Here is a 25,585-nt window from a genome sequence, read left to right as displayed (position 1 = left end):
CAGCCGAAGCGCGCGCGGGACTACGGCGTTGGGGGACATGGGCCAATCCGGTGACGCTGCCCGGCGGAGGCGGCGGGGCGGGTGGCGACCGGGAAGGGATGCGTGTGCCGATATGGCCGCGGAAGTCCCATTCGGCCGCATGATCCGTGCGGTCGGGGGAGCCATCCACGCAGGGAGATGAAGCATGACGGCAGAGCCGAGAACGGCCGCGGAGCCGGCTGCGCAGCCGGCCCCGGACGAGACGGTGCACCACTGGAGTCTGGACGACTTCCGGGCGCTGGACTTCGACCCGTTCCTCCACGACCGGCTGAAGGAGAAACGAGCCGCCCGCATCAGGCTGCCCTTCGGCCAGGGCGACGCCTGGCTGATGTCGCGCTACGCCGACGTCAAGGCGGCCACGACCGACCCGCGTTTCAGCAGGTCGGAGCTGGTGGGCCGGACGATCACCGCCTCCTCGCCGCACGCGATCGCCTCGCAGAAGGCGTCCTTGAACTACGCCGACCCGCCCCGGCTGAACGACATGCGCCGCGTGGTGGCGCGCGCCTTCACCGGCAAGGCCATGCAGAAGCTCCGGCCGACGATCCAGCGGACGACGGACGGCCTGCTGGACGGCATGGAGCAGCACGGCTCGCCCGCCGACCTGGTCGAGCACCTGCACGGCCCGCTGCCGCTGGCCGCCGTCGCCGACCTGCTGGGGATGCCGCACGAGATGCGGGCGGACATGACCGACTGGGCCAATGTGGCGATGACGCCGGGGCCCGCGCCCGCGCAGAGCGTCGACGCGCTCAAGACGGTCCGCGAGACGGTCGTCGCCCTCCTGGAGATGCGCCGCAAGGAGCCCGCCGACGACCTCGCCGGGGTGCTGACCTCCGCCGCCGCGGCCGGCGAGATCACCGACGACGAGGCCGTGTCGCTGGCCACCGCCATCCTGGTGAGCGGCGCCCATGCGGTCCGCAACAACAGCGCCAACATGGTCTACGCCCTCCTCACCCATCCGGAGCACCTCGAACGGCTGCGCGCCGAGCCGGAGCTGATTCCCCAGGCGGTGGACGAGCTGCTGCGCTTCATCCCGCACCGCAGCGGGGTGGGCCTGCCGCGGATCGCGACGCGCGACCTGGAGATCGCCGGTGTGCGGATCAAGGCGGGCGACACGGTCTACTCCTCGTACCTGGCGGCCAACCGGGACCCGGAGGTCTTCCCCGACCCGGACAGACTGGACTTCGACCGCGGGCCGATCGCCCACATGGCCTTCGGGAACGGCCCCCACCACTGCGTCGGCTCGATGCTGGCCCGGATGGAGTCGGAGGTCATGCTGGCCACGCTCCTCGACCGCTACCCGCGCCTGGCCCTGGCGGTCCCGCCCGAGCAGGTCGAATGGCAGGAAGGCGGCCTGATCCGCGGCCCCAAGTCCCTCCCGGTGTCCTGGTGATACGCCGGCACCGCATCAAGGTGGTCAAAGGGGTCCCGGACCACATAGAACTGGCGGCCCTCACGGCCGCCCTGCTCGTGCTCGCGCGCGCGGCCGAGATCGCGGGGCCGCCCCGCACCACCCGGCACCGCCGCGCCCACTGGGACCGCAACCTGCCCTCTCTGGCGCACCACCCCGCGCACTCCTGGCGCGCCCGCCCCAAGTCCGCCCTCCCCCACTGAGGACGGCGCCCCCGGCGGGGACGCCGCCGCCGGAACGGCGAAGCCGCGGCGGCCGCACTTCTGCGGCCGCCGCGGCGCTGTGTTCCGGGCCCGGCTCAGGCCGCGCCCGCGCGGGCGGCAGCGGTGGAGGCCGGAGCCGGCGCCGGAGCGGCGGGGCTTGCGGGGGCGGCCGGCGCGGAGGGCGCGGACGGCGCGGGCGAGGGGGTCGCAGGGTCGCAGGAGACCTCGTCGCGCGGGGTGTAGTGCGTCTTGTACGTCTCCCGCTTGACCTCCTTCCCGCCCTTGACGAAGACCCGGTCGACGGCGACGTCGAAGCCCTCCAGCGGGGTCTGCACCTCGCACTGCGGGCCCGGAGCGGAGATCTTCTTCGGCGGGGTGACGTTCGTCCGGGGACCCGTCACCGCGCGCACCTCGTCGTACGCCCTGGTGCCGAGCAGGCTGATCGTGACCGAGGTGTCCGTGGAGCTCGCCTGCACGTACACCGCGTGGCCGGAGTCGTTGCGCCAGCGCAGGTCGAGCGTGCCCCAGGCGACGGTGGCCTCGCGGCCCTCGGGGTAGCGCTCGATGTAGAAGGAGTGCGCCCCGTGCTCCAGCGGCTTCAGGCCGGCGAAGAACACCGCGTTGTACATGGTCGTCGCGACCGCGGAGACACCGCCGCCGGGCGACTTCACGTACCGGCCGTCATTGATCATGATGCCGTCGACGAAGCCGTTCGCCTCGGTGCGCTCGCCGACCGTCTTGTTGAAGCTCCAGGTGTCCCCCGGCCTGACGACCGAGCCGTTCATCAGCTCGACGGCCCGCGCGATGTTGGTGGTGCGGTACGGCGCCGCCGGGAACTCGACGGTGAAGGAGGAGACCTGCTCGCGGATGCCGAGGCGGCGCGCCTCCTCGGCGGTCATCTTCGGCGGCACCTCGGTCGCGGCGAGCACACCGGTGCGGGCGGCGGCGCCGGTCCGGGTGAGGAGCGGCAGGACGGCGTCCTGAAGCGCCTCGGCCGTGACCTTGATGCCGCTGCGCCCGTCCTCGGCGACGACGACGCGCTTCGTGGCGGGGTCCACCTCCAGGACGGCGCCGCGGGAGGGCCGGGTCAGGGCGGCGATCTGCCCGGCGACGTCCGGGTCGGCGAGGAGCCCTTCGGCGTCGAGGTCGGGCCGCAGGACGCCGTCGTCGCCGGGCCCGATCTTCAGGTGGCGGCCGATGGCCTCGGGGGTGAGGGTGACGGGCTTGCCGGCCAGGGTCAGCGTGACGGGACCGGACATGGCCGGTTCGGCGATCTCGGCCATGGCCCGCTCGGTCTCCCCGGCGTCGACGGCCGGCTGGGTGCGGACGACGGGCACGGCGACGGGCTCCGTGCGCGGCTCCAGGTAGGCCGCGCGGACGGCGTCCGCCGCGGCCCCGGCCTGGACGGCGACACCCGCCGCTGGGGCAGTGGCGCGGGCGGCGCCGTCGTGGAAGGTGATGGCCCCGTCGCGGGGCGCGGTGCGGGCCCGGGCGGCGAGGCGCTCGGCCTCGGCTGCCGCCGCGGCGTCGTCCGTGCGGACGACCGGTTCGAGGTCGCGCTTCTCGGCGGGCAGGACGAGGCGCCCGATGACGGTGAACGGGTCGGAGCCGGACTGCGCGGCGCGGTCGGCGGTGGCACGGGTGTCGAGGGACAGACCGAAGGCGGCGGGGGCAGCCTGGGCGGCGCGGCCGTCTATGCGCAGGGAGATCGGCGCGGCGGCCTCGGGGCCGAGTTCGCGGTCGAGGACCGCCTGGGCCTCGGTGCGGGTCATGCCGCCGATGTCCACGCCGCGGACCCGGGTGCCGTCGGCGATGGTGTCGCCGGCGTGGGCGAGGCCGGCCGCGTACAGCCCGCCGAATCCGAGGACGGCGGCCCCGCACGCGAGGGGCAGGGCCGTCCGCCAGTCGGTGATCAGGCGTGGTACGCGTCGCATGTCTCTCCCGTGGCATCGGTGCGCCGGTGTGCCGACGATGTGGTCGGGCGCCGGCCTGGTCGGCTACCAGGATTCACCAAATCGGACGAAACAGCACAAAAATGTGTGTGTTCTCACGAGAGCCGCACGGGGGACGCGGCCAAGCCGCGGGTGGCGCGCGCCAGGAGCCCCAAAAGCAGGGCCACTCGGATCGGATTGGCCCTTTTGACTCGGGCCGCCGGTGTCCGACGGTGGAACCCGGCCGATTTTGGCCGCCTCCTCCCGAGTGAAAGGCCCCTCCGGTGTCCACGACCCGCGCGCGGTCCGCGCGCCGCCTCCCCCGCCGCCTCTTCCAGCTGTACGCGGGCCTCGCCCTGTACGGCGCGAGCTCCGCTCTGCTGGTCCGGGCGGGTCTCGGCCTGGGCCCGTGGGACGTCTTCCACCAGGGGGTCGCCGAGCGCATCGGCTGGAGCATCGGCACAGTCTCGGTGGCCGTGGGGGCACTGGTCCTGCTGCTGTGGGTGCCGCTGCGGCAGCGGCCGGGCCTCGGCACCGTGTCGAACGTGTTCGCGGTCGGCCTCGCCATGGACGCGACGCTCGCGTTCGTGCCCGACGTGCACGGCGTGGCGGCCCAGGTGGCCGTGCTGGCCGCGGGCGTCGTCCTCAACGGCGCCGCCACCGGCCTGTACATCGCCGCCGCGTTCGGCCCCGGCCCGCGCGACGGCCTGATGACCGGCCTGCACCGGCGTACGGGCCGCTCCGTGCGGCTCGTCCGGACCGGAATCGAGCTGACCGTGCTGGCGGCCGGGTTCCTGCTCGGTGGCACTCTGGGCATCGGCACGGTCGCGTACGCCCTCGCCATCGGCCCTCTCGCCCAGCTCTTCCTCCGCGTCTTCGCCCTCCCGGGCCCCGCCCCGCGTCCGCCGGCCACCGCACGGCCGCACCCCGCGCCCGCCCCGGCCGAGGCGGCCTGACACAGCGCGGTCTACGGCAGCTCGTAGGGGGACGGGACCGGGAAGTACGCCTCCAGGAACGCCGTGACCGTCCGCTGCTGGTGCTCCGGCGGGACCTCCGTCCCGGCGTCGTCGGCCAGGCAGAAGGCGTCGACGTCGCGCCGGCGGACCAGGTCCGCGAGCCGTGCCTCGGCCTCGGCCTGGTCCGTGGCCACGTACGCGTGGGTCAGCTCGCCCTCCACGGCCCGGCCTTCGGCCAGGGTCAGGTGCGCGGCGAGCGTGACCGGCGCGAGATCGGTCGCGCTGCGGAACACCGACCGGCCGGTGGCGTCGAGCCGGCCCGGCAGGGCTTCCTCGACGCGCGCGAAGAGGGACCGCCGGAGCGGGTACGGGGCATGGGCGAGGATGTACGGGTATGTCCGGCCCGTCGCCTCCTCGACGGCCCGGCGGGTGACCCGCTGCGATGCGCTGAAGACGTCGTCCCCGTCCTCCTTCGCCCCCGGCACGGCCGGCGGTACGGCCCGCCGGTCGTGGAAGACCTTGGGCAGCCCGGAGGGCAGGAAGTAGTGCTGGGGCTGTTGCTCCCGGCCGAGGAAGATGTCGTCGTTGAAGTAGAGGAAGTGCTCGGACAGGCCGGGGATCCGGTGCAACTGGCTTTCGATGGCGTGGGAGTTGAAGACGGGCAGGCTGTCGGCGTCGGCGAAGAGGTCGCGGTGGTCCACGACCGTGATGCCGGGGTGGCCGGCGGCCAGCCAGGGGGGCGTCTGCCGGTCGGTGACGAGGAAGACGTGCCGGATCCAGGGTGCGTGGGCGGCGATGGAGCGCAGGCAGTAGCGGAGTTCCCCGCGGTCGCGGTAGCGGTGTTCCGCGTCGTCGACCCCGTGCGGGCGGCCGGCGTCCTCCGCGGCTCCTGCCTGCTCGCGTCTGCGGCGCCAGGCGGGGTCGGCGGAGTCCACCCAGCTGATCACGGCGTCGACGGGGAAGTCGACGTCGTGGGGGAACCGGCCCGCGAGGGCGTCGAGGACGCGGCAGTCGCGCCCGCCGATCCGCCGGACCGTGGTCGCTTCCAGGGAGGGCAGCCACCAGCCGTACGGCGTCTCGCGGAGCGAGGCGACGCCGCCCCGGCCGGAGGCGGACGGCGTCCAGAAGTCGAGGTCGCAGCCGAGCTCGGGGCCGAGGCGGAGCGTCCGCCCGGAGGTCACCACGCGCTGGTAGAGGCGGACCCCGTGGACCTGCCGGTCGGTCTCCGGGTCGGAGACGGCCCGGGGCAGCGCTTCGGCGAGGACATCGCCGAGGTCCCGGCCGCCGTCGCCCAGGAGCCGGGCGTAGACGGACCGGCCCGCGAAGGCCTCGGCGCACGCCTCGACGACGCGGGACCGGTCGTCCGGGCCGATCGCCAGCCTGTGGGCCGGCCCGGGCTCGGGCACCAGCCCGTAGGGGATGCCGGCCGCTTCGAGGGCGGCCACGGCGGCGTGCAGGTTCGCCGCGCGCAGGTCGGCGGGCAGCAGGGTGTCGCTGACGACGGCGAGGAGCCCCTCGTCCCGGACGACGTCCGGGAGGTGGTCGAAGAGTTCGTCCTCGCGCGTCCGGGGCGGGGGGTCCGCGGGCCGGCCCGGCGTCCGCTCCCGCTGCCACGGCTGCGGCTGGGACGGCACTCCCGGCAGGCCCGTCACCGTGCGGGCCCGCCGGCGCAGGACGGCCGGCAGCAGGACGCGGGAAAGGTGGCGCATGTCTTCGTTCACCTTCGCGGATCGGCCCTTCCAGGCACCCGGCGCTTTACCCCAGCTTTACCTGCCGTTCCCCTTCCCGACAAGCCCCGGAAGCCGCCGACCGTCCCGCACCGGCCGACCCGGCCCCAGGCGTCCCGAAAAACGGAAGAGGTCGCATCGGATGCTTCCGATACGACCTCTGACCTGCGTGTTCGCAAGTCGGGACGACAGGATTTGAACCTGCGACCCCTTGACCCCCAGTCAAGTGCGCTACCAAGCTGCGCCACGTCCCGATACCCGTTTGACCTGGGGTTTCCCCTCGGCCGAACGCGCATGAGAACAATACCGCACTCCGCGGGGTGGTCGCGCGCGCCTTTCCGGTCTCCGGCGTCCACGGCCGGCTGTTGACCTCGAGCGGACTTGAGGTTGCATGATCCACTCATGTCTCACGCAACCGCGGACCCCGGCGTCCGCCACGAGGACCTGGGGCGCCTGATGGCGCTCATGACGGGGGCCGAGAAGCACGGCCCCGCCGCCACTTCCACGCTCGACGTGCTGTGGGTGCTGTACGACCGTGTGCTGCGGGTCGCACCGGAGACCGCCGCGGATCCCGGCCGGGACCGGTTCCTGCTGTCCAAGGGGCACGGCCCGATGGCCTACTACGCCGTCCTCGCCGCGAAGGGGTTCTTCCCCGTCGACTGGCTGCGCGGCTTCGGCTCGTACGACTCCCCCCTCGGCCACCACCCGGACCGCGTCCTGGTCCCGGGGGTGGAGATCGCCAGCGGCTCGCTCGGCCACGGCCTGCCGCTCGCCGTCGGCAGCGCCCTGGGCCTGCAGGCGCAGGGCCTGGCGGATCCGGCCGTGTGGGTGCTGATCGGCGACGCAGAGCTCGACGAGGGCAGCAACCACGAGGCGATCGCCTACGCGGGCTCCGCCGGCCTGGAGCGCCTGCACACCGTGGTGATCGACAACGACTCGGCGACGCACGGCTGGCCCGGCGGCATCGCCTCCCGCTTCGAGGCGGCCGGCTGGTCGGCGGTGACCGTGGACGGCCGCGACCACGAGGCGCTGTACGCGGCGTTCACCGCGCCGCACCCCGGCCGCCCGCACGCCGTCGTCGCACAGGTCGAGAAGAAGGCCTGACGGACCCGACCGTGGGGACCCGGGACGGGTTCCGGAGAATCTGGAGGATTTCGTGGACACCATGCGGGAGCGGTTCGTCTCCGTGACGTCGCAGCTGCTCGACGAGGACCCCCGGCTGGCGCTGGTGCTGGCCGAGATCACCATGGACGGGTTCCGCCCCGCCCGGGAGCGCCACCCCGACCGGGTGCTGAACGTGGGGATCCGGGAGCAGCTGCTGATCGGGGTGGGCGGCGGGCTGGCCCTCACCGGGATGCGGCCGATCATGCACACGTTCGCCAGCTTCCTGGTGGAGCGGCCGTTCGAGCAGGTCAAGCTGGACTTCGGACACCAGGGCACGGGCGGCGTGCTGGTCAGCGCCGCGGCGAGCTACGACTGGCCGGCGGGCGGCTTCACACACATGGCGCCGGGCGACGTCGCCCTGCTGGACACCCTGGACGGCTGGACGGTGCACGTGCCGGGCCATCCGGACGAGGCGGAGGCGCTGCTGCGGCACGCGTACGCCGCCGGCGACGACAAGGTGTACGTCCGGCTGTCGGCGCTGTCGAACGGGGCGCCGCGCCCCGTGGACGGGCTGCGGATGGAGACCGTCCGGGAGGGCCGCTCGGGGGTCGTCGTCGCGGTCGGCCCGATGCTGGACGGCGTCCTCGCCGCGACGGAGGGCCTGGACGTGGCGGTCCTGTACGCGGCGACGGTCCGGCCCTTCGACGGGGCCGCGCTCCGCGCGGCGGCCGGCCGGGCCGCGGCCGACGTCGTACTGGTCGAGCCGTACCTGGCCGGCACGTCCGCGGGGGCCGCGGCCGAGGCGCTGGTCGACGTCCCGCACCGGGTGCTGGGGCTGGGCGTGGGCCGGGCGGAGCTGCGCCGCTACGGCACGGTCGAGGAGCACACGGCGGCGCACGGCCTGGACGCCCGCTCGCTGCGCGAGCGGATCACCGCGTTCCTTCGCTGAGGCGGCGGGTCACCGGCGGGCGAGCTCGGGGTGCGCCGCCGCGAGCCGCCGCGGGGCGGCCCGGAGCCAGGAGTCGACGAGGATCGCCCGCAGTTCGGCCACGTCCTCGACGGCTCCGAGGCGGACCCGGAGCCAGGCGTAGGCGTCGTCGTGGCCGGCCCGGAGGAAGAACTTCTCCGGCTCGGCCGCGATGAGCTCCGCCCGGTCCTCCCGGGGGCACTTCACGCCCATAGAGACGTCGTCGTCCCCCAGGGCGGCGAAGATCCGCCCGCCGACCCGGAAGCCGGGCATGCCCCAGGCGGGCTTCTCGCTGCTGCCGGGGAGCGACAGCGCGGTCGTGCGGACGTCCTCGGCGGTCACGGCCATCCGGGCGCCTCCTCCCGACACCGCCGGGGTGTCGCAGCCGACCGTAGCGCCTGCCACCGCCGGAAGCCCGCCGCCCGGCCGGGAGGATCAGCCTGCGCGGCGGCCGGCGGCGCGGGCGTGGAGGATCCCGCCGAGTTCCGCGGCCAGGGCCTTGATGCCCGCGAGGCCCTCGGTGCCCCACTTGCGGGGCTCGACGTCCACCGCGCACACCGTGCCGAGCACCATGCCTGCGCGGTCCGTGAGCGGGGCTCCGGCGTAGCTGCGTACGCCGCTCTCGTCGACGACGGCGTTGCCGGCGAACCGGGCGAAGTCCCGTACGTCCTCCAGGACGAGGGCCCGGCCCCGTACGACGACGTGCGGGCAGTAGCCGCGGTCGCGGGGCAGCACCCGGGCCGGGTAGCCGCTGGGGGCCGCCCCGGGGGCGTGGTGCAGTCCGGCGAAGAACTGGCGTTCCTCGCCGACGAAGTTGACGCCCGTGTACGGGGCGCGCAGCTCCTCGGCGACGTGCCGCGCGAAGGCGTCGAGTTCGCCGTCGGCCCGCTCGCCGAGGCCCAGTTCGCGCAGCCGGACGGCGCGCGCGGGCGCCGCCCGGTCGACGGGCGTGAGCAGCAGGTGTCCGGTCGACTCGTAGTGGGTCACGTCGGTTCCCCCCGATCCGTGGGCTGGGCGGGCACGGCCGGTGCGGCCGTGGACAGCAGGTGGTGGACGAGCTCGGCCAGGACGGCCGTGGCGGAGCCCGTGAGCCGGGCGTCGCAGTGGACGACGGGCACGCCGGGCGCGAGGCCGACCGCTTCGCGGACCTCTCCGGCGGTGTAGCGGTGGCCGCCGTCGAACTCGTTGACGGCGACGACGAAGACGATGCCGCGCCGTTCGAAGAAGTCGACGGCGGGGAAGCAGTCGGCGAGGCGGCGGGTGTCGGCGAGGACGACGGCCCCGAGCGCCCCGGCGGACAGCTCCTCCCACAGGAACCAGAAGCGCTCCTGCCCCGGCGTGCCGAAGAGGTACAGGACGTGGCCGGTGTCCAGGGTGATCCGGCCGAAGTCGAGGGCGACGGTCGTGGAGGTCTTCGTGTCGACGCCGTCGAGGGGGTCGGCGTCCGCGCCGATGCCGCTGAGGAGTTCCTCGGTGCACAGCGGCGGGATCTCGCTGACCGCGCCGACGAGGGTCGTCTTGCCCGCGCCGAAGCCGCCCGCGACGAGGATCTTCAACGTCACGGGCCGGGCTGCCGCGGTGGCGGCCGGGCCGCGCGTGTCACAGTCGGCGGCGTAGGCCATCGAGCACCGCCTGCAGGAGGGTCTGGTCGTCGGCGGCGGCGTACGGCCCGCCCCCGCCCGGGAAGCGCGGCGCGGACGCCGTGACGGCCCCGGCCTCGACCAGGTCGGACAGGAGGACCTTCGCCACCGCTGCGGGGAGCCGCAACTGCCCGGCGACTTCGGCGACGGTGACGGCCGCGGCGCCCGCGCAGAGCCGCAGGGCGGCGGTGTGCTCGGCGCCGAGCGGGGCGCGGGGCCGCGCCCCGGTCGCGGTGACCGAGGAGAGCAGGTCGAGGGCGACGGCCGGGCGGGTGCGGCCGCCGCTGGCCGTGTACGGGCGCACGACCCGGCCCGCGGAGTCGTCGAGCCAGGGCGCCGGTTCGCGCGGTGCCCCCTTGCCGGGGACGGCGCGGGCCCGGATCACTCCGCAGCGGCGGCGGGCCGCCGGGGCGCGGCCGCCAGGTAGGGGCGGACGCTCTTGACGAGCATGGCCATCTCGTAGCCGAGGACGCCGGCGTCGGCTTCGCGGTCGGCGAGCACGGCGAGGCAGGTCCCGGATCCGGCGGCCGAGACGAAGACGAGGGCGGTGTCCAGCTCGACGACGACCTGCCGCACCTCGGCGCCGTCCCCGAACCTGGCTCCGGCGCTGCGGCCGAGGGAGTACAGGCCGGAGGCGAGGGCCGCCAGGTGGTCGGCGGAGTCAGCGTCGAGGCCGTGGAGGCAGGTGACGAGGCCGTCGCGGGTCAGCAGCACGGCGCTGCGGGTGTACGGGACGCGCTGCACGAGTCCGCTGAGCAGCCAGTCGAGGTCGGAGAGCCGGCCGGTCGCCGTTGCGGTGTCGCCGCCCATGGTGGTGCGCTCCTTGCTGGGTCCCGGGCCGGAGTCGGGCATCGGGGTGGGGGTGGGGGTCACGTCTCGCCGTCCGCCTGGGCGAGGCCGAAGCCGCGCCGGAAGGCGGCCATCAGCTGCGGGTCGTGGACGGGCTGGTCGGGTGCGGGCGGGTGGGCCGGGGCGGGGGCGTCGCGCAGTCCGGGCGCCAGGTGCGACTGGGCGCGCCGGCGGGGCAGCGGCGGCCGCCGCCCGGCCGCGTCTGCGGCCCGCGAGGCCGGTACGGGCACCCTCGCGGCGTCGGGGCCTGGGGGCACCGGCCAGGGGGGCGGGGCGGGGGCCGGGTCTCCGGGGTGCACGGGCCACGGGGCCGCGGCGGGCGCGGCCGGGGCGGGCGCGGCCGGGGCGGGCGCGCCGGAAGCCGCCGGCTCGGCGGCGCGGGCCGGTGCCGGGCGGGCCGGCTCCGGCGCCTGTCGGGCCGGGTCCCGCGGCCCGGGGACCGCGGGCGCCGGGGTGCGGGGGTCGGCGTACGGGCCCGGCAGCGACTGGGTCGGCGCCTGCGCCGGGGCGGCGGCGGGGCGTGCGGCGGGCGCCTCCGGCCGCGGTACGGCCACCCGTGCGGGCTCCAGCAGCGGTGCGGCCGTGCCGGCCGGGGCACCGTTCCCGGTGGCGTACCCGGTCGCGGGCCCGTTCCCGGTGCCCCAGGAGGTGGCCCGGGAGCCTCCCTGCCCCTCCCCCGCACCGGCGGCCTGTGCCCCCAGCAGGTCCTGCGGCAGGACGAGCACGGCGGCCAGGCCGCCGTAGATGTTGGTCTTGAGCTCGACGGCGATGCCGTGCCGGCGGGCCAGCGCGGACACCACGAACAGGCCGATCCGCCCGTCCGCGAGCAGGTGCCGGACGCTGACCTGGTCGGGGTCGACGAGGAGGGCGTTCATCCGGTGCAGCTCGGCGGCGGGCATTCCCAGCCCGCGGTCCTCGACCTCCACGGCGATGCCCGCGGTGACCCGCTCCGCGCGCAGTACGACGTCGGTGTCGGGGGCGGAGTACACGGTCGCGTTCTCGACGAGTTCGGCCAGCAGGTGCACGACGTCGGCGACGGCGTGCCCCCGGACGGTGCCGCCCGCCGGCGGCACCACCTTCACGCGCGTGTACTGCTCGACCTCGGCGACGGCGGAGCGCAGCACCTCGCCGAGGTCGATGGGCCGGGTCCACTGGCGGCGGGAGGCGGCGCCGCCGAGCACGGCGAGGTTCTCGGCGTGGCGGCGGATCCGGGTGGCGAGGTGGTCGACGTGGAAGAGCTCCTTGAGGAGGTCGGGGTCCTCGACGGTGTCCTCCAGGCCGTCGAGCAGCGTGATCTCCCGGTGCACGAGGGACTGGAGCCGGCGGGCGAGGTTCGTGAACACCTCGACCTTCCGGTCGCTGTCAGAGGGCGCCGGGGGCCCGGCGACCCGTACGAGCGCGGTGTGAGCCTGCTCGCGGGCGCCGCGCAGCTCCTGCGCGAGCAGCCAGAACTCGTCGACGCGCCCGGGGTCGGTGCCGGGAGGCGGGCCGGTGGGGCCGCCGAGGACGGTCCGGGTCGGCGCCTCGCCGCGCTCCAGCCGCTCGGCGGCCGTGCGCAGCTCCTGGCGGCCGCGGACGCTGGAGCGGCGCAGCGCCTCGCAGCGGTCGCGCACGGCCTTGGCGGAGCGCTCGGCACCGAGGAAGGCGGCGGCGAGCGCGCCGGCGACGAGCAGGGCGCAGCCGACGAGGACGGGCCACAGCCGCGGGTCGCGGTGCCCGGAGCCGCCGCCGAGCTGCAGGGTGAAGATCACGGCGGCGGTCCCGCTGAGGCCGGCGGCGAGGGTGGGCAGCACGGCCGCGCGCACCATCTGGGGCCTTATCTGCCGCCCGGGACCGCCGGCGGCGTGTCTCGACGGGGCGTGGCGGGCAGCGCGGGGTCCGGACATCGGCGTCCTCTACGTGGGGCCGGGCTCCCCGGGGTATCCGGAGCCCGGTGTTGATCACCGGGTACCCACGCTAGACCGCATCCTCACGCCGCCGAGGACGAGTTGGGGAAGTTCACCGGGGTACTTCCCGCTCCCGGTGGACCGCTCGCACGACCGCCCGAATCCGCGGTGCGCGGGTGTTCGGACGGCCGGGGACCCTGCATCAGGCGGCTTGGTTCCCGCGGAGCCAGGCGATCCCGCCGAGGATGCTCACCGCGCCGCCGAAGGGCACCGTGACGGCGGTGGCACTGTCCCCGAACAGGGGAGCGACGAGCCCGGCGAGCACGCAGAACCCGGCGGCCCCCCACATGAGCCCCTCGTTCGGAACCCGCTTCGGCGCCCGGTTCTTCGTCACGCTTCTTCCTCCTCGTTCATGGGACGTTCACAAGGCAACGGGGAGATCCGCAGGGAAGAGCACGACGGAACACACGCCGAATCGCTCAGCACCAGCGACAGAACCGCACACGCAGCACACACCACGCAAAGGACCTGTAATTTCCCCCGATGACAGCCGGTGGTCAGCCGACACCCGCCACGCTACCAAACGGCATTCCACCGGGCCCGGCACCGCGAGCCGACCCGGCCCCGTGTGAAGGGAGTTGGAAAGCATCCGTCACGCCTCAGCGGATGAGGCTGTTCAGGACCGGAACGCTGACACCGCTCGCGGTCAGACCGGCGAGGACCGCGGCGGCGACGGGCCCGCCGCTGAGGTAGGTCAGGCCGCCGACGACCACCCCGATGAAGGCGGCTGCCAGGAGCACCAACGCGGTGTGAAGGGGCAGGAACGGGCCGGGGTCCGGCGGGAGGGGGGCAGGCGCGCTCACGGGTACTCCCGAGGTGGTGGGGTCGGTCGTCGGGCATCCGCTCGTACGTCTCGCAGACCACTGCACCCCACGGGCCTCGCCCCTGCGGAAAGTCCCGCGAAAAATCTCGGGTAAGTGCGTGGGGCACTCCCGGCCCGCCCACCTACAAGGGGTCGACACTCACCGACCCGGAGGGGGACCGGTCGGCTCGCGCACGACAGCTGAAGGGCAGGGAACCGAGCATGCAGGGCGACGACGGGGGCGGGAAGTCCGCGGCCGCGCGCGCCCGGCGTGACCTACAACCTTCGGGCGGGCCGAGGCCGGTCGAACTCGGCGCGCCCGTGTCGGCGGCCGACCTGGACCGGCTGGACGGTCGCCATCGTGAGCACGCGCACCGCCTGCGAGCCTCCATCGACCGCCGGATGAAGGACGACAGGATCGTCCGGATCCTGGCGGCGGACGGCTTCGAAGGCCCCCGGTACGACCGGTTCATCGAGGAACTCGTTCGCTACGGAATCTCCGTGCTGCGGGGCTGGATGTACTCGGGTTTCATATTCCAGCTCATCGCCCGGCGGGGCTTCGGTCTCAACCCCCACGAGCTCGACCTGGAGGAGTTGGCCCGTGACAGCGACCTGCGGGAGGAGTTGGCGACCATGACTGTCGCGTGTGCCCTGCCCCGCTTCCGCCGGCGGGCGCTCGTCGAAGGTGGATGGAGCGCCGCGGGCGGGGCGAGCATCACCACCTACTTCATGGGCGCGTGCGCATACGTCTTCCCTAACGAGTTCCGCAAGCACCGGGCGGCGAGGGAGCGTCACCTCCGCGCGCTCCGGCGGCAGGAGGAGCTCTACGAACCCGCCGTCGGCATCCTGAGCGTCGCCGAGGAAGTCGTGGGCAACCTCTCCGTACTCGACGAACTGGGCGGCATCGACAATGTGCGGGCGCGGGCAGCCGTGGCCCTGACCGTCGACGGCTACACCCAGGAGGAGATCCGCCAGCTCCTGGACGCACCGACGGTACGGGCCGTCGAGGGCCTGCTCCACCGCTGGAGGGCGAAAGCCAAGCGGAACGGGAGCGAGGGAGGGGACCGGCATGGCTGACTCGGCGCAGCGGGAGCAGGAGGCGGAGCGGGGCTTCGACGCTCTCATCGAAGAGTCCTCTCTCGGGACGACCGGCGCCCGCCGGCTCAGAGCCCGCACGACCCGGCCCCAGGCCCGGTCGGCGATGGTGCCGCCCGAGGACACGGACGCCGTCGGCGAACCCGACGAGATCGATGCGGCTGACGGCACCGGGCCCCGCCCCCGCGACGAAGCCTCCCCGTGGGGCGGCGGCCGCCCCACGGGCTACCTGGCCCGGCTCACAGCCGAGGACCGCACCGCCCTGCTGTCCCTCGGCACTGCCCGGGCATACCCGCCCGGGTCCACGCTGATGCGGCAGGACGACCCCGCCGCCCGGCACGTCCTGCTGATCATCGATGGCTGGGTCAAGGTCTCCAGCACCACTGGCACCGGCTTCGAAACCCTCCTCGCCATGCACGGGCCGGGTGACATCGTCGGTGAGGTGTCCGTGTTGGACGACAGGCCACCCCATGCCACCGTCGCCTCTCTGGGGCCGGTCCCGGTGCGCGTCGTCGCGGTCGGCCAGGACCGCTTCCGGCAGTTCCTGGCGTTCCGGCCGGGGGCATCGCTGGCCCTGCTGCGCCTCGTCACCGACCGGCTCCGCGACGCGGACAGACGTCGGCTGGCCTACACCTCGCAGCCGGTCCGAGTCCGACTCGCCTCCCTCCTCCTGGAGTTGGCCGCCACTCAGGGCCGTTCGTCCGAGAGAGGCGTCGAGCTCTCCGTACCTTTGAGCAAGCAGGAGGTCGCCGCGGCCATCGGTGCTTCACGTGAGATGGTCCAGCGTCTGCTGAAGGAGTTCCGCGACCGCGGAATCGTCAGCACGGGTCGCCGCACCATGGTCATCCACCGGCCCGACCTGCTGAGGCGCATGGAGGGCGGCCCTGACCATCCGCCGTCCGGTCGGCAGATGCCGCCTCGCCGCGTGACGGCCGAGAACGAGGCTCCGGCTCCGTCGCAGGCGGGGAAATGACCCTTCCGCCGGCCTCAGCGATCACCCGCCAGGTCGAGATCGCGGCCGGGGGCCTCCGCCCGGTCCGCGGGAGCGGGCCGCAGTCGGCGCCAGGGGCGGGCTATCGGGTGGGAGATCGCGCGCCACCACGGGTCGGACGGCAGCTTCCCCGCAGGCTCGAACGGCTCGCCCGGGCGGGGGAAGGCCGCCGCCTGGCCGGCCTCCTCGGCTTCGTCCGCCGTCCACTCCGCCGGTTCCGCCCAGGCGTGCGGGGCCAGGTTGAAGCTGCCCCAGTGGATGGGGAGGAGGACTCCGTGGGGGCGGCCGCCCTGGAGGTCGAGGTGGGCGCGGAGGCCCTCCTTCGGGGTCATGTGGATGTCGGGCCAGTAGTCCGAGTAGGCGCCGATCTGGATCATCGTGGCATCGAAGGGGCCGTGGGCCGCGCCGATGGCGCGGAAGCCGTCGAAGTAGCCGGTGTCGCCGCTGTGGAAGATCCGGTGTTCGGCTCCGGCGACGACCCAGGACGCCCACAGCGTGTGCTGCTGGTTGCGCAGGCCGCGGCCGCAGAAGTGGCGGGCCGGGGTGGCCGTGAAGGAGAGGCCGGCGATCTCGGTGGTCTCGTTCCAGTCCAGCTCGCGCACCCGGTCGGCGGGGACGCCCCAGTGCTCCAGGTGGGCGCCGACGCCGAGCGGGACGGCGAAGACGGTGCCGGTGCCGGCGAGCTGCTTGACGGTGGGGAGGTCGAGGTGGTCGTAGTGGTCGTGGGAGATGACGACGGCGTCGACCGGGCCCAGCGCGGCCAGCGGTGCCGGTACGGGGTGCAGGCGGCGGGGGCCGGCGAAGGGGAAGGGGGAGCAGCGTTCGCCCCAGACCGGGTCGAAGAAGACGCGGCGGCCGTCGATCTCGGCGAGGACGCCGGAGTGTCCCATCCAGGTCAGGCGCAGTCCGCCGGCCGGCGGGCGGGCTAGGTCGGCGATGGTCGTCGGGTGCACCGGGATGGGCGCGGCCGGGCTGCGCCGGACGCGCTCGTCCTTGCGGAAGTAGACCTTGCCGAGTTCGAGCATGGAGCCGGAGGGCCGGGTGCGGGCGCCGACCGGGTTCTGGAAGACGCCGTCCCGGAAGTTCGGCGAGTTCCGGATCCGCTGCATCCGTGCGCCGGAGGGGTCCGCGCCGAAGGCCTCGGGGCGCAGGGCGCGCAGCTGCGCGAGCGGGGGGCGGGAGCCGGTCAAGGCGCCTCCTGGGGGTGCGGCGGATGGGCGCGGGGCCGTGCCCGGCACGGCCCCCACCCTCGCAACGCCCGACGGCCCCGGAGGATTCCGCCGAGGGGGAGGCTTCCCGCGCCGGGCCGCCGGACGGCATCCGCTGTCCGGTGTCCGGGTCTCCCCCTCCCACGGCGGCGCGGCCCCCGCGCGCGCCCGCACTACAGCGGCAGCAGCTCCGGCCGCTTCGCCTCCACGTTGTCCCCCGAGGACTCGCCGCGCAGGCGGCGTCCGATCCAGGGGACGAGGTGTTCGCGGGCCCACTGGATGTTGTCGCGGGTGGCGTCGACGGAGCTGAGGGGCTGCTGCGGCGGCCACGGCTGGTCGGGGTCGGTCGGCACGTCGAGGCCGAGTACCTGGGCGGCGCGCAGGGCGACGCGGGTGTGGCCCTCGGGCGAGAGGTGCAGGCGGTCGAAGTCCCAGGCGCGGCGGTCCTGCACCGACTTCAGGGACCACAGGTCGAGGACGGGGCAGCCGTACTTGTCCGCGATGGCGCGCACGTGCGCGCTGTACGTGGCGACCTTGCCGCGCAGGTGCTTGAGGACGGGCACGCCGCGCGTGTCGAACCCGGTGGTGATCATGACGAGGCCGACGGCGCCGGTGAGGTCGGCGACGGCCGCCTCGAAGCGCTCGGCGACGGCGTCGGGGTCGCTGCCGGGGCGGATGATGTCGTTCCCGCCGGCGCAGAAGCTGACCATGTCGGGGGCGAGTTCCTTGGCGCGCGGAACCTGTTCGGCCACGATCTGGTCGAGCAGGCGGCCCCGTACCGCCAGGTTCGCGTAGCGGAAGTCGCCTTCGGGCCGCTGGTCGGCCAGGAGGACGGCCAGGCGGTCCGCCCAGCCGAGGAATCGCCCGTCGGGCCCGGGGTCGCCGACCCCTTCGGTGAAGCTGTCCCCGATCGCCGTGTACGAGCCGATGGTCCTGCGTGCGGTCGCTGTCGTCTCTGTCATCGTCGTCACTGCCACAGGACCGTATTTTTCACCGCGCCACGTGACCTACGCCACCGTAGGAAGGGGTTGACGGGCCGTGATCTATACCACCCGGTCGGTTCGGAATAGAGGCGTGCGGGGCCGGGACCCCCCTCGGGTCCCGGCCCCGCACGGGTCCGGCCGCCGCCCCTGTCGGGGCGGGGTTCAGATGGTGACGCCCTTGGAGCGGAGGTAGGCGAGCGGGTCGATGTCCGAGCCGTAGGACTGGCCGGTGCGGATCTCGAAGTGGAGGTGCGGGCCGGTGGAGTTGCCGGTGGAGCCGGAGAGGCCGATGCCCTGGCCGGCGGTGACGCTCTGGCCGGCGGTCACGGACAGCTGGGAGAGGTGGGCGTACTGGGAGTACTTGCCGTCGGCGTGCCGGATGACGACCTCGTTGCCGTACGCGCCGCCCCAGCCGGCGGAGACGACGGTCCCGGCGCCGACGGCCCGGACCTGGGTGCCGGAGGCGGCGACGAAGTCGACGCCGGTGTGGTAGCCGCTGGACCACATGGCGCCGGACATCTTGTACGCGGTGGAGACGCCGCCGCCGACGGGGGCGACGAACGCGCCGGCGGCAGCGGGTGCGGCGGCCTGCGGGGCGGACGCCTCGGGTGCGGCGGCCTGCCGGTCGGCCGCGGCCTTGGCGGTGCGCTGTCCGGCGGCGGCTGCCGCCGCCGGGGCCGGCGACTTCTTCTTCGGCGCGGCGGCGGGCTTGTCGGCGGGCTTCCCGGCGGGCTTCCCGGCCGGGGCGGGCGCCGCGGCCGCGCCCGGCGCGCCGAGGCTGAGCCGGAGGCCGGGGTGGATCAGGGACGGGTCGGCGCCGACGGCCTCGCGGTTGTCGGCGTACAGCTGCTGCCAGCCGCCCTCGAGGCCGCGGTCCGCGGCGATGGTGGAGAGGCAGTCCCCCGGCACGACGGTGTACACGGCGGGCGCGGCGGCCGGCGCGGCGGCGACGGGCTGCGCCTGCACGGCCGAGTGGGTCTGCGGGGCCACCGCAGGGGCGGCGGCGGGGGCCGCGTGGGCGCCGGCGGCGCCGACCAGCGGGAGCGCGAGCGCGGCGCCTCCGGTTCCGGCGGCGGCGAAACCCCGGGCTATGGAGCGGGACTTCGGACGGCGGTGCTTGCCCTTTGCCGGCATGGCGGATTCCTCTCCGGCGCCTGCGAGGTGAGCTGTCGGGTTCGGACCGGAAGCTGTCCGGCCGGCACGGCCCCGCGAGCGGGACGTGCACGGCTTCACCCCGAGCCGTCTGCCGGAGCCGAGACTCCGGCGACGGCGGCCTACCTGGTTCCCCCGCTCCTGCCGGTCGCGTGAATGGTCGAGTGCGGTTTCCGGGCGGCGGCAGGATTAGGCGGTCCGTCCGGATCGGTCGCGAAGGTAATCCAGTCCGACGGGGCGCAACAAGCCGCGAATTACCTGACGGATTCACAGGAACGCGATTCCGGCGGAATTCCGGTCACCCTGTGTCCATTCGCTCGCGCCAACAGGCCCTCCGGCCGGGGCTTTCGCGATTTCCCCTCGGGCACGCACGGTCACCGTATGATCTGGCTCACGGGGCTGCGCCCGATCTCCCCTCCGACAGCGGCACGTTGGCCCCAAGCAGCTCAATTCGGACATCCGGTGATGATGCGGAGGATCCACGTGACCCAGCAGATACCGACGCCCCCTCCGGCCGGACCGACACCCGAGCCGCAGCTGGCCGGCGTGCGCAACTTCCGCGACGTGGGCGGCCTCCCGACCGTCGACGGACGCCGGGTCAGGTCGGGACGACTCTACCGAAGCGGACATCTGGCGCATGCCACCGAAACCGATGCAGAATTCCTCGAATCGCTGGGCCTGCACACCGTCTTCGACTTCCGCAACGCCGTCGACCAGGCCCTGGAGGGGCCCGACATCCCGCTCGCGGGCGTGCGCAACCTCAACATCCCGCTCTCCGACCCGGCCGCCGGAGAGGACTTCTGGACGATGGTGCGCGACGGCGACACCGAGCGGCTCCGCGGCATCCTCGGCGACGGCAGGGCGGCCGCACGGATGGCGGACTCCTACCGCGCGATGGTCGTGGAGCGCACCGCCGAGCACGCCCGGGTGCTGCACGCGCTGGCCGAGGACAGCGTCCCGGCGCTGATGCACTGTGCCGCCGGCAAGGACCGGGCCGGGGTGGCGGTCGCCGTCACGCTCCTCGCGCTCGGGGTGGAGCGGGAGGCGATCCTGGCGGACTACCTGGAGTCGAACGCCCCGCACCGCCGCTACCGGGTGCGCCCCGGCAGCGGCATCCCCGAGGCCCGCTCCCCCGAGGCGGCGGAACTGCTCGCGCCGCTCTTCGACGCCCGCGCCGCCTACCTGGGCGCGGCCTTCGACACCATCGACGCGCAGTGGGGCGGCACCGACCGCTACCTGGCGGAGGGCCTGCGCCTCTCCCCCGCCGCCCTGGACCGCCTCCGCGACCGGCTGCTCGTCTGAACGCCCGCGGTCCGGGGGCGCCGGCCGGCCGCCGGCGCCCCCGGACCGCTCAGCCCCCCGCGGCCGCCTGCTTGACGAGCGTCCGCCCGAACTCCCACATCAGCCCGCCCCCGTCGTGCGCCTCGTCCATGACCTCGCGGAAGGCTCCGACGAACCGGTCGACGTCCGCCTCGTCGATCACCAGCGGCGGGATCAGCTTGATCACCTCCAGGCGGTCCCCCGACACCTGGGTCAGGATCCGGTGCCTCCGCAGCAGCGGCACCACGACCATCTGCGCGAAGAGCCCCTTGCGGGCGGCCTGGAGCACCGTCCACCGGCTGCGCAGCCCCAGCGACGACGGCCGCCCGAACTCGATGCCGATCATCAGCCCCCGCCCCCGCACCTCGTGCAGCAGCTCGTAGCCTCCGACGAGCGCCGCGAGCCGCCCGCGCAGCAGCTCGCCCATCGCCCGGGCGCGGGCCACCAGCTGCTCGTCCTCCATGACGGCCAGCACGGCGAGCCCGGCCGCCATCGCCTGCGCGTTGGAGCCGAAGCTGGCCGAGTGGACGAGCACCCGGTCCATGGACGAGTACACCTTGCGGAAGATCCAGTCCCGGCCCAGCGTGGCGCCGACGGGGACGTACCCTCCGGACAGCGCCTTGGCGACGCACACCAGGTCCGGCTCGACGCCCGGCTCGTGCTGGTACGCGTAGAAGTCGCCGGTACGTCCGATGCCGGTCTGCACCTCGTCGGCGATGAGCAGCGCCTTGTGCCGGTGGAGCAGCTCCTGGGCGGCGGCCAGGAAGCCGGGCGGGGCGGCGTGCACGCCCTTGCCCTGGATCGGCTCGACGACGAACGCGGCCACGTCCCCGCGGCGCAGCTCCCGCTCCAGGGCGGCCAGGTCGCCGAGCGGGATCCGGGTGTCGGGCAGCAGCGGCGCGAAGCCGTCGCGGAAGCCGCGCTCCCCGTTGACGGACAGCGCGCCGGTCGTCAGCCCGTGGAAGGCGTGGTCGCAGTAGAGGATCCTGGGCCGGCCGGTGGCGTACCGGGCGAACTTCAGGGCGGTCTCGACGGCCTCGGCGCCGCTGTTGCCGAAGAAGACGCGGTCCAGGTGCGGGCTGTACGAGAGCAGCCGCTCCGCGAGGAGGCCCGGCAGCGGCGGGCAGTCGAAGCGGGTCAGGTCGGCGAGTCCGGCGTCGAGGACGTCGTGCAGCGCCCGGCGCACCACGGGGTGGTGGCGGCCGAGCCCCATGACCCCGAACCCGGCCAGCATGTCCAGGTGGTCGTTGCCCTCGGCGTCCCAGAAGTGGGCGCCCTCGGCCCGCTCGTACACCTTGTCGAAGCCGATGGTGTGCAGCATCCGGGGGAGCTGCGGGTTGAGGTGGCGGGCGTGCAGCTCGTACCGCTCGGCGCCCCGCTCGGCCAGCAGGGCCTGCAGGTCGAAGCCGGAGCCGGCCTCCCCGGTCACGGCCGGCCGCCCCGGCTGCCGCCGACCGTCTCGCGGGCCGCGCGCAGCGACTCCTTCAGCGAGCCCATGGTGGCGAGGACGGCGGTCGGCTCGTAGCCGCAGTGCGCCATGCAGTTCGCGCACCGCGGGTCCTTGCCGCGGCCGTACTTGCTCCAGTCGGTCTCCTCGACCAGCTCCCGGTAGGTGGGCACGTACCCGTCGCTCATCAGGTAGCAGGGGCGCTGCCAGCCGAAGAGGGAGTAATTGGGAATGGCCCAGGCGGTGCAGGGGAAATCGGCCCGGCCTTCCAGGAAGTCCAGGAAGAGCGGAGAGTGGTTGAGGCGCCAGCGGCGGCGGTTTCCGCCTGCGAATGCCTTCCTGAAGAGTTCTCTGGTCTGGTCTACACCGAGGAAGTGCTCCTGGTCGGGTGCCTTTTCGTAGGCGTAGGCGGGAGAGATCATCATTTCGTCGACCTTGAGGTCGTCGTTGAGGTAGTTCAGCACCTCGATGACGGTCTGGGGGGTGTCGGTGTTGAAGAAGGTGGAGTTCGTCGTCACCCGGAATCCGCGCCTCTTCGCCTCCTTGATGGCCTCGACGGCCTCGTCGAAGACGCCTTCCTTGGCCACGGACTCGTCGTGGCGCTCGCGCAGCCCGTCGATGTGCACGGCGAAGGCGAAGTAGGGGGACGGGGTGAACTTGGCGAGCTTCTTGCGGAGCAGCAGGGCGTTCGTGCACAGGAAGACGTACTTGCGGCGCGCGACCAACTGGCGGACGATCTCGTCGATCTGCGGGTGCATCAGCGGCTCGCCGCCCGCGATGGACACCATCGGCGCCCCGGACTCCAGGACGGCGCCGACCGCCTGGGCGACCGGCATGCGCTGTTTGAGCACCCCGGCCGGGTGCTGGATCTTCCCGCAGCCCTCGCAGGCCAGGTTGCAGGCGTAGAGCGGCTCCAGCTCGACGATCAGGGGGAACTTGTCGCGCTTGCGGAGCTTCTGTTCGAGCAGATAGGTCCCGACCCTGATGGACTGTCGCAGCGGCATGGCCATCTGGCTCACCTCCTGGGGAGCGGCGAAGAACGGTGCCAGTCGTGAAAAGCAGGCAGTAGGGCACTCAGTACACGGAAGGCCGATATTCCACCGCGGAGGGTGCCGATGCGGACGAGCTCGTGCTCCGGGGCGTCCACGACCACCCGGACGGCCGCAACGGGGCGGATCCCGCCGCCCGGGCCGGCGGTTCGGGTCGCGGCCCACAGGGTGGCCGCCGACTCCATGTCGACGCCGATGGCGCCGCCGGCGCGCAGCCGGGCCCGCTCCTGCCCTCGGACGACGTGGTCGGAGCCGGTCAGGACCCCGGTGTGCACGGTGCGGCCGGGGGCGGCGCGGGCCAGCGCCTCCGCGAGCCGGCCGGCGCCGGTGCAGGGCACGGCGCCGCGGGGGTCGCGGGCCTCCTCGGCGACGACGAGGTCGCCGGGGTGCATGCCCGGGACGAGCCCCGCGCAGAACCCCGTGGCGAGGACGGCCGCCCCGGCCAGCTCCGGCGCGGCCAGCGCCCGTACGACGGCCCGCTCGGCGGCCCGCGGCCCCATCCCGGTGCGCAGGACGGTCGTGCCGGGCGGCGCCCCCCGTCCGCCGCCGAGGGCGGCCCGCTCGATGCGCAGGGCGCAGGCGACGAGCAGCGGGGCGGCCGCGGGGGCGCCGGGCCGGGCGGCGGCGGACATCAGGGCTTCCCGGGCGCGAAGGGCTCCCCGTACAGGTAGCGGCCGAGGGCGGTGAGCGGGAACACGTGCCGGTAGAGGTGGTAGTTGATGGAGAAGTCCCAGGGGAAGCCGGTGCCGGTGAAGTGCGGCTCGTCCCAGGTGCCGTCGGGGAGCTGGGTGCGCACGAGGTGGGCGATGCCTCGTTCGACGGCTCTGCTGCCGCGTTCCCCCGCGGCCAGGAGCGCCATCAGTGCCCAGGCGGTCTGGGAGGGGGTGGAGGCTCCGCGTCCGGCCCAGGTGCCGGGGTCCTGGTAGGAGCGCTGGTCCTCGCCCCAGCCGCCGTCGTCGTTCTGTACGGATTCCAGCCAGGCGACGGCGCGCCGGACGGCGGGGTGGGAGGCGGGGATCCCGGCGGCGGCGAGGGCGGGGAGGACGGAGCCGGTGCCGTAGACGTAGTTGGTGCCCCAGCGGCCGAACCAGCTGCCGTCGGGCTCCTGCCGGTCGAGGAGCCAGGTGATGCCGCGGCGGGTGCGGGGGTCGTGGGCGCGGCCTTCGGCGGCGAGCATCTCGACGACGTGGGCGGTGACGTCGGCGGAGGGCGGGTCGACGACCTCCCCGAAGTCGCAGAAGGGCAGCCGGTTGGGCAGGGTGCTGGTGTTGTCGGCGTCGAAGGCGGCCCAGGCGCCGTCGCCGGACTGCATGCCGAGGGTCCAGGTGACGGCGCGGTCGACGGCGGCGTCCAGGCGGTCGGGGTCGGGGTGGGCGACGCGGCGCAGGGCGAGGACCACTTCGGCGGTGTCGTCGATGTCGGGGTAGTTGTCGTTGTGGAACTCGAACGCCCAGCCGCCGGGGGCGAGTCCGGGTCTGCGGACGGCCCAGTCGCCGGTGCGGGTGATCTCCTCGCCGAGCATCCAGTCGGCGGCCTTGACGAGGGCCGGGTGGTCGGGGGGCAGGCCGGCGTCCGCGAGGGCGATGGCGGCGAGGCAGGTGTCCCAGACCGGGGACTGGCAGGCCTCGACCATGCGGACGGGCGCCGGGCCGGCGGGGAGGCCGTCCGGTCCGGGGGCGGTGTCCTCGCGCCATACGGCGAAGCGGTCCAGGGACTCCAGGCCGGCCCGCATCACCGGGTGCCCGAGGTCGTAGCCGAGGAGGTGCAGCGCGATCAGGGAGTAGACGGCCGGGGGCTGGATGCCGCCCCAGCAGCCGTCGTTCTCCTGCCGCTCGATGATCCAGCGGGCGGCGGTGTCCATGGCCGCCTTGCGCAGCGGGCGCGGCGCGAACCGGCGGTAGAGGTGCAGGGCCCGGTCCATGCGCTGGAAGAGGCCGTCCCAGGTGCCGAGGGGGGCGTACGTGCGCGGCGGTACGGGCCGGCGCGCGTCGGTGTGGAGCTCGTCCAGGGCGAAGGGCCCGGGGCGGACGGGGCGGAGCGCGGAGACGACGGTCAGCGGGACGATGGTCTGCCGGGCCCAGCAGCCGAAGTCGTAGATGTTCAGCGGCACCCAGGGCGGCAGGAAGACCAGTTCGGGCGGGAGTTCGGGCAGGTGGTCCCAGCTCCACCAGCCGAAGAGGGCGAGCCAGATGCGGGTGAAGACGCGGGCGGCGGCGAGCCCGCCGTGGGCGCGGATCCAGGCGGAGGCGCGGGCCATGTGCGGGGCGTCGGGGGCGTCGCCGGCCAGGCGCAGCGCGACGTAGGCCTCGACGGTGGCGGACAGGTCGGGCGGTCCGTCGTGGAAGGTGGCCCAGGTGCCGTCGGCGCGCTGGCCGGCGCGGATGTGGCGGGCGGCGGCCGCGGTGGTGGCCTCGTCGCGGATGCCGAGGAACTGGCGCAGCAGGAGGTCCTCGGCGTCCATGGTGACGTTGGTCTCCAGGTCGCCCTTCCACCAGCCGGCCGGGTCCTGCCGGTCGAGGAGGTGGCGCACGGCCCGCGCGGCGGCCTCGTGGACGCCGGGCGGGCCGGCGGGGTGCGGGATGGGCGCGGCGGCGGGGCGTGCGGGGTCGGTGCGGCCGGCCCCGTCGGCGCCGGCCGTGCGGGGGCCGGCGCACAGGCCGGTACGGGCCGCGCCGGCGGGCGGCGGGGCCGTGGTGGTGTCATCCGGATCGGCGTCCCGGGAGCCGGTGCCGTCGGTCGTCGCTGTCATGGCTTCCCCTTACGTGCAG

General features: G+C 74.5%; 25 protein-coding genes, 1 tRNA gene and 1 riboswitch. Of the genes, 8 read left to right on the top strand and 18 right to left on the bottom strand.

Going from position 1 to position 25,585, the window contains the following annotated elements; translation table 11 throughout:
- Positions 1 to 184 precede the first annotated feature (184 nt).
- Both IE170_RS00360 and IE170_RS00355 read left to right on the top strand, forming a co-directional pair.
- Positions 185 to 1,429, top strand: coding sequence for a cytochrome P450 (locus tag IE170_RS00360; RefSeq protein ID WP_189807262.1), 1,245 nt, complete (start codon positions 185 to 187; stop codon positions 1,427 to 1,429).
- Positions 1,426 to 1,650, top strand: coding sequence for an acyl-CoA carboxylase epsilon subunit (locus IE170_RS00355; protein ID WP_189807261.1), 225 nt, complete (start codon positions 1,426 to 1,428; stop codon positions 1,648 to 1,650). The genes IE170_RS00360 and IE170_RS00355 overlap by 4 nt, the downstream gene beginning before the upstream one ends.
- Before the next feature lie 95 nt (positions 1,651 to 1,745).
- Here the strand turns inward: IE170_RS00355 and IE170_RS00350 are convergent, their stop codons facing one another.
- Entirely contained in the window at positions 1,746 to 3,584 is a 1,839-nt protein-coding gene (locus tag IE170_RS00350) for a VanW family protein (RefSeq protein WP_189807260.1), read from the bottom strand.
- Positions 3,585 to 3,865: 281 nt separating this feature from the next.
- Between IE170_RS00350 and yczE the strand changes: the two genes are divergently transcribed.
- Entirely contained in the window at positions 3,866 to 4,537 is a 672-nt protein-coding gene (yczE, locus tag IE170_RS00345; RefSeq protein WP_189807259.1) for a membrane protein YczE, read from the top strand.
- Between the two features lie 11 nt (positions 4,538 to 4,548).
- Here yczE and IE170_RS00340 read toward each other — a convergent pair whose 3' ends face one another.
- Together IE170_RS00340 and IE170_RS00335 are read right to left on the bottom strand one after the other, a co-directional pair.
- Positions 4,549 to 6,246, bottom strand: a complete 1,698-nt coding sequence (locus tag IE170_RS00340; protein WP_189807258.1) for a stealth family protein — start codon at positions 6,244 to 6,246, stop codon at positions 4,549 to 4,551.
- A 198-nt stretch (positions 6,247 to 6,444) separates the two neighbouring features.
- Positions 6,445 to 6,518 (bottom strand) — tRNA-Pro (locus IE170_RS00335).
- Positions 6,519 to 6,666: 148 nt separating this feature from the next.
- On the opposite strand from IE170_RS00335, the gene IE170_RS00330 reads away from it, so the two are divergent.
- Positions 6,667 to 7,368 carry a thiamine pyrophosphate-binding protein gene (locus IE170_RS00330; protein ID WP_189807257.1) on the top strand — a complete coding sequence of 234 codons (702 nt, stop codon included), beginning with the start codon at positions 6,667 to 6,669 and terminating at the stop codon, positions 7,366 to 7,368.
- Positions 7,369 to 7,420: 52 nt separating this feature from the next.
- The gene (locus IE170_RS00325; RefSeq protein WP_189807256.1) at positions 7,421 to 8,317 is read left to right on the top strand and encodes a transketolase family protein; all 897 of its coding nucleotides are present in this window, start codon (positions 7,421 to 7,423) and stop codon (positions 8,315 to 8,317) included.
- Positions 8,318 to 8,326: 9 nt separating this feature from the next.
- Here IE170_RS00325 and IE170_RS00320 read toward each other — a convergent pair whose 3' ends face one another.
- The 8 genes from IE170_RS00320 to IE170_RS00285 all read right to left on the bottom strand — a co-directional run bounded on the left by IE170_RS00320 (position 8,327) and on the right by IE170_RS00285 (position 13,573).
- The gene (locus tag IE170_RS00320) at positions 8,327 to 8,683 is read right to left on the bottom strand and encodes an MmcQ/YjbR family DNA-binding protein (RefSeq protein WP_189807255.1); all 357 of its coding nucleotides are present in this window, start codon (positions 8,681 to 8,683) and stop codon (positions 8,327 to 8,329) included.
- 87 nt (positions 8,684 to 8,770) lie between these two features.
- Positions 8,771 to 9,322, bottom strand: a complete 552-nt coding sequence (locus IE170_RS00315) for a GAF domain-containing protein (protein WP_189807254.1) — start codon at positions 9,320 to 9,322, stop codon at positions 8,771 to 8,773.
- Positions 9,319 to 9,957 (bottom strand): GTP-binding protein, encoded by a 639-nt coding sequence (locus tag IE170_RS00310; protein WP_189807253.1) that lies wholly within the window; start codon positions 9,955 to 9,957, stop codon positions 9,319 to 9,321. The genes IE170_RS00315 and IE170_RS00310 overlap by 4 nt, the downstream gene beginning before the upstream one ends.
- Complete coding sequence (locus tag IE170_RS00305; protein WP_229884526.1) at positions 9,935 to 10,360, bottom strand: DUF742 domain-containing protein; 426 nt, start codon at positions 10,358 to 10,360, stop codon at positions 9,935 to 9,937. Before IE170_RS00305 ends, IE170_RS00310 begins: the two co-directional genes overlap by 23 nt.
- Positions 10,357 to 10,785, bottom strand: coding sequence for a roadblock/LC7 domain-containing protein (locus tag IE170_RS00300; RefSeq protein ID WP_189807566.1), 429 nt, complete (start codon positions 10,783 to 10,785; stop codon positions 10,357 to 10,359). Before IE170_RS00300 ends, IE170_RS00305 begins: the two co-directional genes overlap by 4 nt.
- 59 nt (positions 10,786 to 10,844) lie before the next feature.
- Positions 10,845 to 12,632: a sensor histidine kinase gene (locus IE170_RS00295; protein WP_189807252.1), complete on the bottom strand. Its 1,788-nt coding sequence runs from the start codon at positions 12,630 to 12,632 to the stop codon at positions 10,845 to 10,847.
- A 280-nt stretch (positions 12,633 to 12,912) separates the two neighbouring features.
- Complete coding sequence (locus tag IE170_RS00290) at positions 12,913 to 13,104, bottom strand: hypothetical protein (RefSeq protein ID WP_189807251.1); 192 nt, start codon at positions 13,102 to 13,104, stop codon at positions 12,913 to 12,915.
- Positions 13,105 to 13,369: 265 nt separating this feature from the next.
- Positions 13,370 to 13,573, bottom strand: coding sequence for a hypothetical protein (locus tag IE170_RS00285; RefSeq protein WP_189807250.1), 204 nt, complete (start codon positions 13,571 to 13,573; stop codon positions 13,370 to 13,372).
- Between the two features lie 221 nt (positions 13,574 to 13,794).
- On the opposite strand from IE170_RS00285, the gene IE170_RS00280 reads away from it, so the two are divergent.
- Positions 13,795 to 14,649 carry a hypothetical protein gene (locus IE170_RS00280; protein ID WP_189807249.1) on the top strand — a complete coding sequence of 285 codons (855 nt, stop codon included), beginning with the start codon at positions 13,795 to 13,797 and terminating at the stop codon, positions 14,647 to 14,649.
- Entirely contained in the window at positions 14,642 to 15,640 is a 999-nt protein-coding gene (locus tag IE170_RS00275) for a Crp/Fnr family transcriptional regulator (RefSeq protein ID WP_308428342.1), read from the top strand. Before IE170_RS00280 ends, IE170_RS00275 begins: the two co-directional genes overlap by 8 nt.
- 14 nt (positions 15,641 to 15,654) lie before the next feature.
- On the opposite strand, the gene IE170_RS00270 is transcribed toward IE170_RS00275, so the two are convergent.
- The 3 genes from IE170_RS00270 to IE170_RS00260 all read right to left on the bottom strand — a co-directional run bounded on the left by IE170_RS00270 (position 15,655) and on the right by IE170_RS00260 (position 18,983).
- Positions 15,655 to 16,848, bottom strand: coding sequence for an MBL fold metallo-hydrolase (locus IE170_RS00270; protein ID WP_223856625.1), 1,194 nt, complete (start codon positions 16,846 to 16,848; stop codon positions 15,655 to 15,657).
- A gap of 191 nt (positions 16,849 to 17,039) precedes the next feature.
- Positions 17,040 to 17,828 carry an SGNH/GDSL hydrolase family protein gene (locus IE170_RS00265; protein ID WP_114055059.1) on the bottom strand — a complete coding sequence of 263 codons (789 nt, stop codon included), beginning with the start codon at positions 17,826 to 17,828 and terminating at the stop codon, positions 17,040 to 17,042.
- A 183-nt stretch (positions 17,829 to 18,011) separates the two neighbouring features.
- Positions 18,012 to 18,983, bottom strand: coding sequence for a M23 family metallopeptidase (locus IE170_RS00260; protein ID WP_189807248.1), 972 nt, complete (start codon positions 18,981 to 18,983; stop codon positions 18,012 to 18,014).
- 4 nt (positions 18,984 to 18,987) lie between these two features.
- Positions 18,988 to 19,174, bottom strand: a riboswitch (cyclic di-AMP (ydaO/yuaA leader).
- 310 nt (positions 19,175 to 19,484) lie between these two features.
- Here IE170_RS00260 and IE170_RS00255 point away from each other — a divergent pair.
- On the top strand, positions 19,485 to 20,303 hold the full coding sequence (locus tag IE170_RS00255; RefSeq protein ID WP_229884525.1) for a tyrosine-protein phosphatase: 819 nt from the start codon (positions 19,485 to 19,487) through the stop codon (positions 20,301 to 20,303).
- 49 nt (positions 20,304 to 20,352) lie between these two features.
- On the opposite strand, the gene IE170_RS00250 is transcribed toward IE170_RS00255, so the two are convergent.
- The 4 genes from IE170_RS00250 to shc are packed head-to-tail and all read right to left on the bottom strand — an operon-like array spanning position 20,353 to position 25,566.
- The gene (locus IE170_RS00250) at positions 20,353 to 21,750 is read right to left on the bottom strand and encodes an aspartate aminotransferase family protein (protein WP_189807247.1); all 1,398 of its coding nucleotides are present in this window, start codon (positions 21,748 to 21,750) and stop codon (positions 20,353 to 20,355) included.
- The gene (hpnH, locus tag IE170_RS00245) at positions 21,747 to 22,778 is read right to left on the bottom strand and encodes an adenosyl-hopene transferase HpnH (protein WP_189807246.1); all 1,032 of its coding nucleotides are present in this window, start codon (positions 22,776 to 22,778) and stop codon (positions 21,747 to 21,749) included. Before hpnH ends, IE170_RS00250 begins: the two co-directional genes overlap by 4 nt.
- 5 nt (positions 22,779 to 22,783) lie before the next feature.
- Complete coding sequence (locus IE170_RS00240) at positions 22,784 to 23,449, bottom strand: phosphorylase family protein (RefSeq protein WP_189807245.1); 666 nt, start codon at positions 23,447 to 23,449, stop codon at positions 22,784 to 22,786.
- Entirely contained in the window at positions 23,449 to 25,566 is a 2,118-nt protein-coding gene (gene shc / locus IE170_RS00235) for a squalene--hopene cyclase (protein WP_229884524.1), read from the bottom strand. The genes IE170_RS00240 and shc overlap by 1 nt, the downstream gene beginning before the upstream one ends.
- Positions 25,567 to 25,585 lie beyond the last annotated feature (19 nt).

The organism is Streptomyces toxytricini, from assembly GCF_014649915.1.
GTDB classification, from domain to species: domain Bacteria; phylum Actinomycetota; class Actinomycetes; order Streptomycetales; family Streptomycetaceae; genus Streptomyces; species Streptomyces toxytricini.
This window is presented reverse-complemented; position numbering and strand designations above follow the sequence as displayed.

Coding starts and splice junctions, on each gene's coding strand:
- shc (WP_229884524.1), bottom strand. CDS start 25,566: ATGACAGCGACGACCGACGGCACCGGCTCCCGGGACGCCGATCCGGAT.
- hpnH (WP_189807246.1), bottom strand. CDS start 22,778: ATGGCCATGCCGCTGCGACAGTCCATCAGGGTCGGGACCTATCTGCTC.
- IE170_RS00275 (WP_308428342.1), top strand. CDS start 14,642: ATGGCTGACTCGGCGCAGCGGGAGCAGGAGGCGGAGCGGGGCTTCGAC.
- IE170_RS00260 (WP_189807248.1), bottom strand. CDS start 18,983: ATGCCGGCAAAGGGCAAGCACCGCCGTCCGAAGTCCCGCTCCATAGCC.
- IE170_RS00300 (WP_189807566.1), bottom strand. CDS start 10,785: ATGGGCGGCGACACCGCAACGGCGACCGGCCGGCTCTCCGACCTCGAC.
- IE170_RS00340 (WP_189807258.1), bottom strand. CDS start 6,246: ATGCGCCACCTTTCCCGCGTCCTGCTGCCGGCCGTCCTGCGCCGGCGG.
- IE170_RS00295 (WP_189807252.1), bottom strand. CDS start 12,632: ATGGTGCGCGCGGCCGTGCTGCCCACCCTCGCCGCCGGCCTCAGCGGG.
- IE170_RS00280 (WP_189807249.1), top strand. CDS start 13,795: ATGCAGGGCGACGACGGGGGCGGGAAGTCCGCGGCCGCGCGCGCCCGG.
- IE170_RS00240 (WP_189807245.1), bottom strand. CDS start 23,449: ATGTCCGCCGCCGCCCGGCCCGGCGCCCCCGCGGCCGCCCCGCTGCTC.
- IE170_RS00265 (WP_114055059.1), bottom strand. CDS start 17,828: ATGACAGAGACGACAGCGACCGCACGCAGGACCATCGGCTCGTACACG.
- IE170_RS00310 (WP_189807253.1), bottom strand. CDS start 9,957: ATGGCCTACGCCGCCGACTGTGACACGCGCGGCCCGGCCGCCACCGCG.
- IE170_RS00330 (WP_189807257.1), top strand. CDS start 6,667: ATGTCTCACGCAACCGCGGACCCCGGCGTCCGCCACGAGGACCTGGGG.
- IE170_RS00360 (WP_189807262.1), top strand. CDS start 185: ATGACGGCAGAGCCGAGAACGGCCGCGGAGCCGGCTGCGCAGCCGGCC.
- IE170_RS00320 (WP_189807255.1), bottom strand. CDS start 8,683: ATGGCCGTGACCGCCGAGGACGTCCGCACGACCGCGCTGTCGCTCCCC.
- IE170_RS00350 (WP_189807260.1), bottom strand. CDS start 3,584: ATGCGACGCGTACCACGCCTGATCACCGACTGGCGGACGGCCCTGCCC.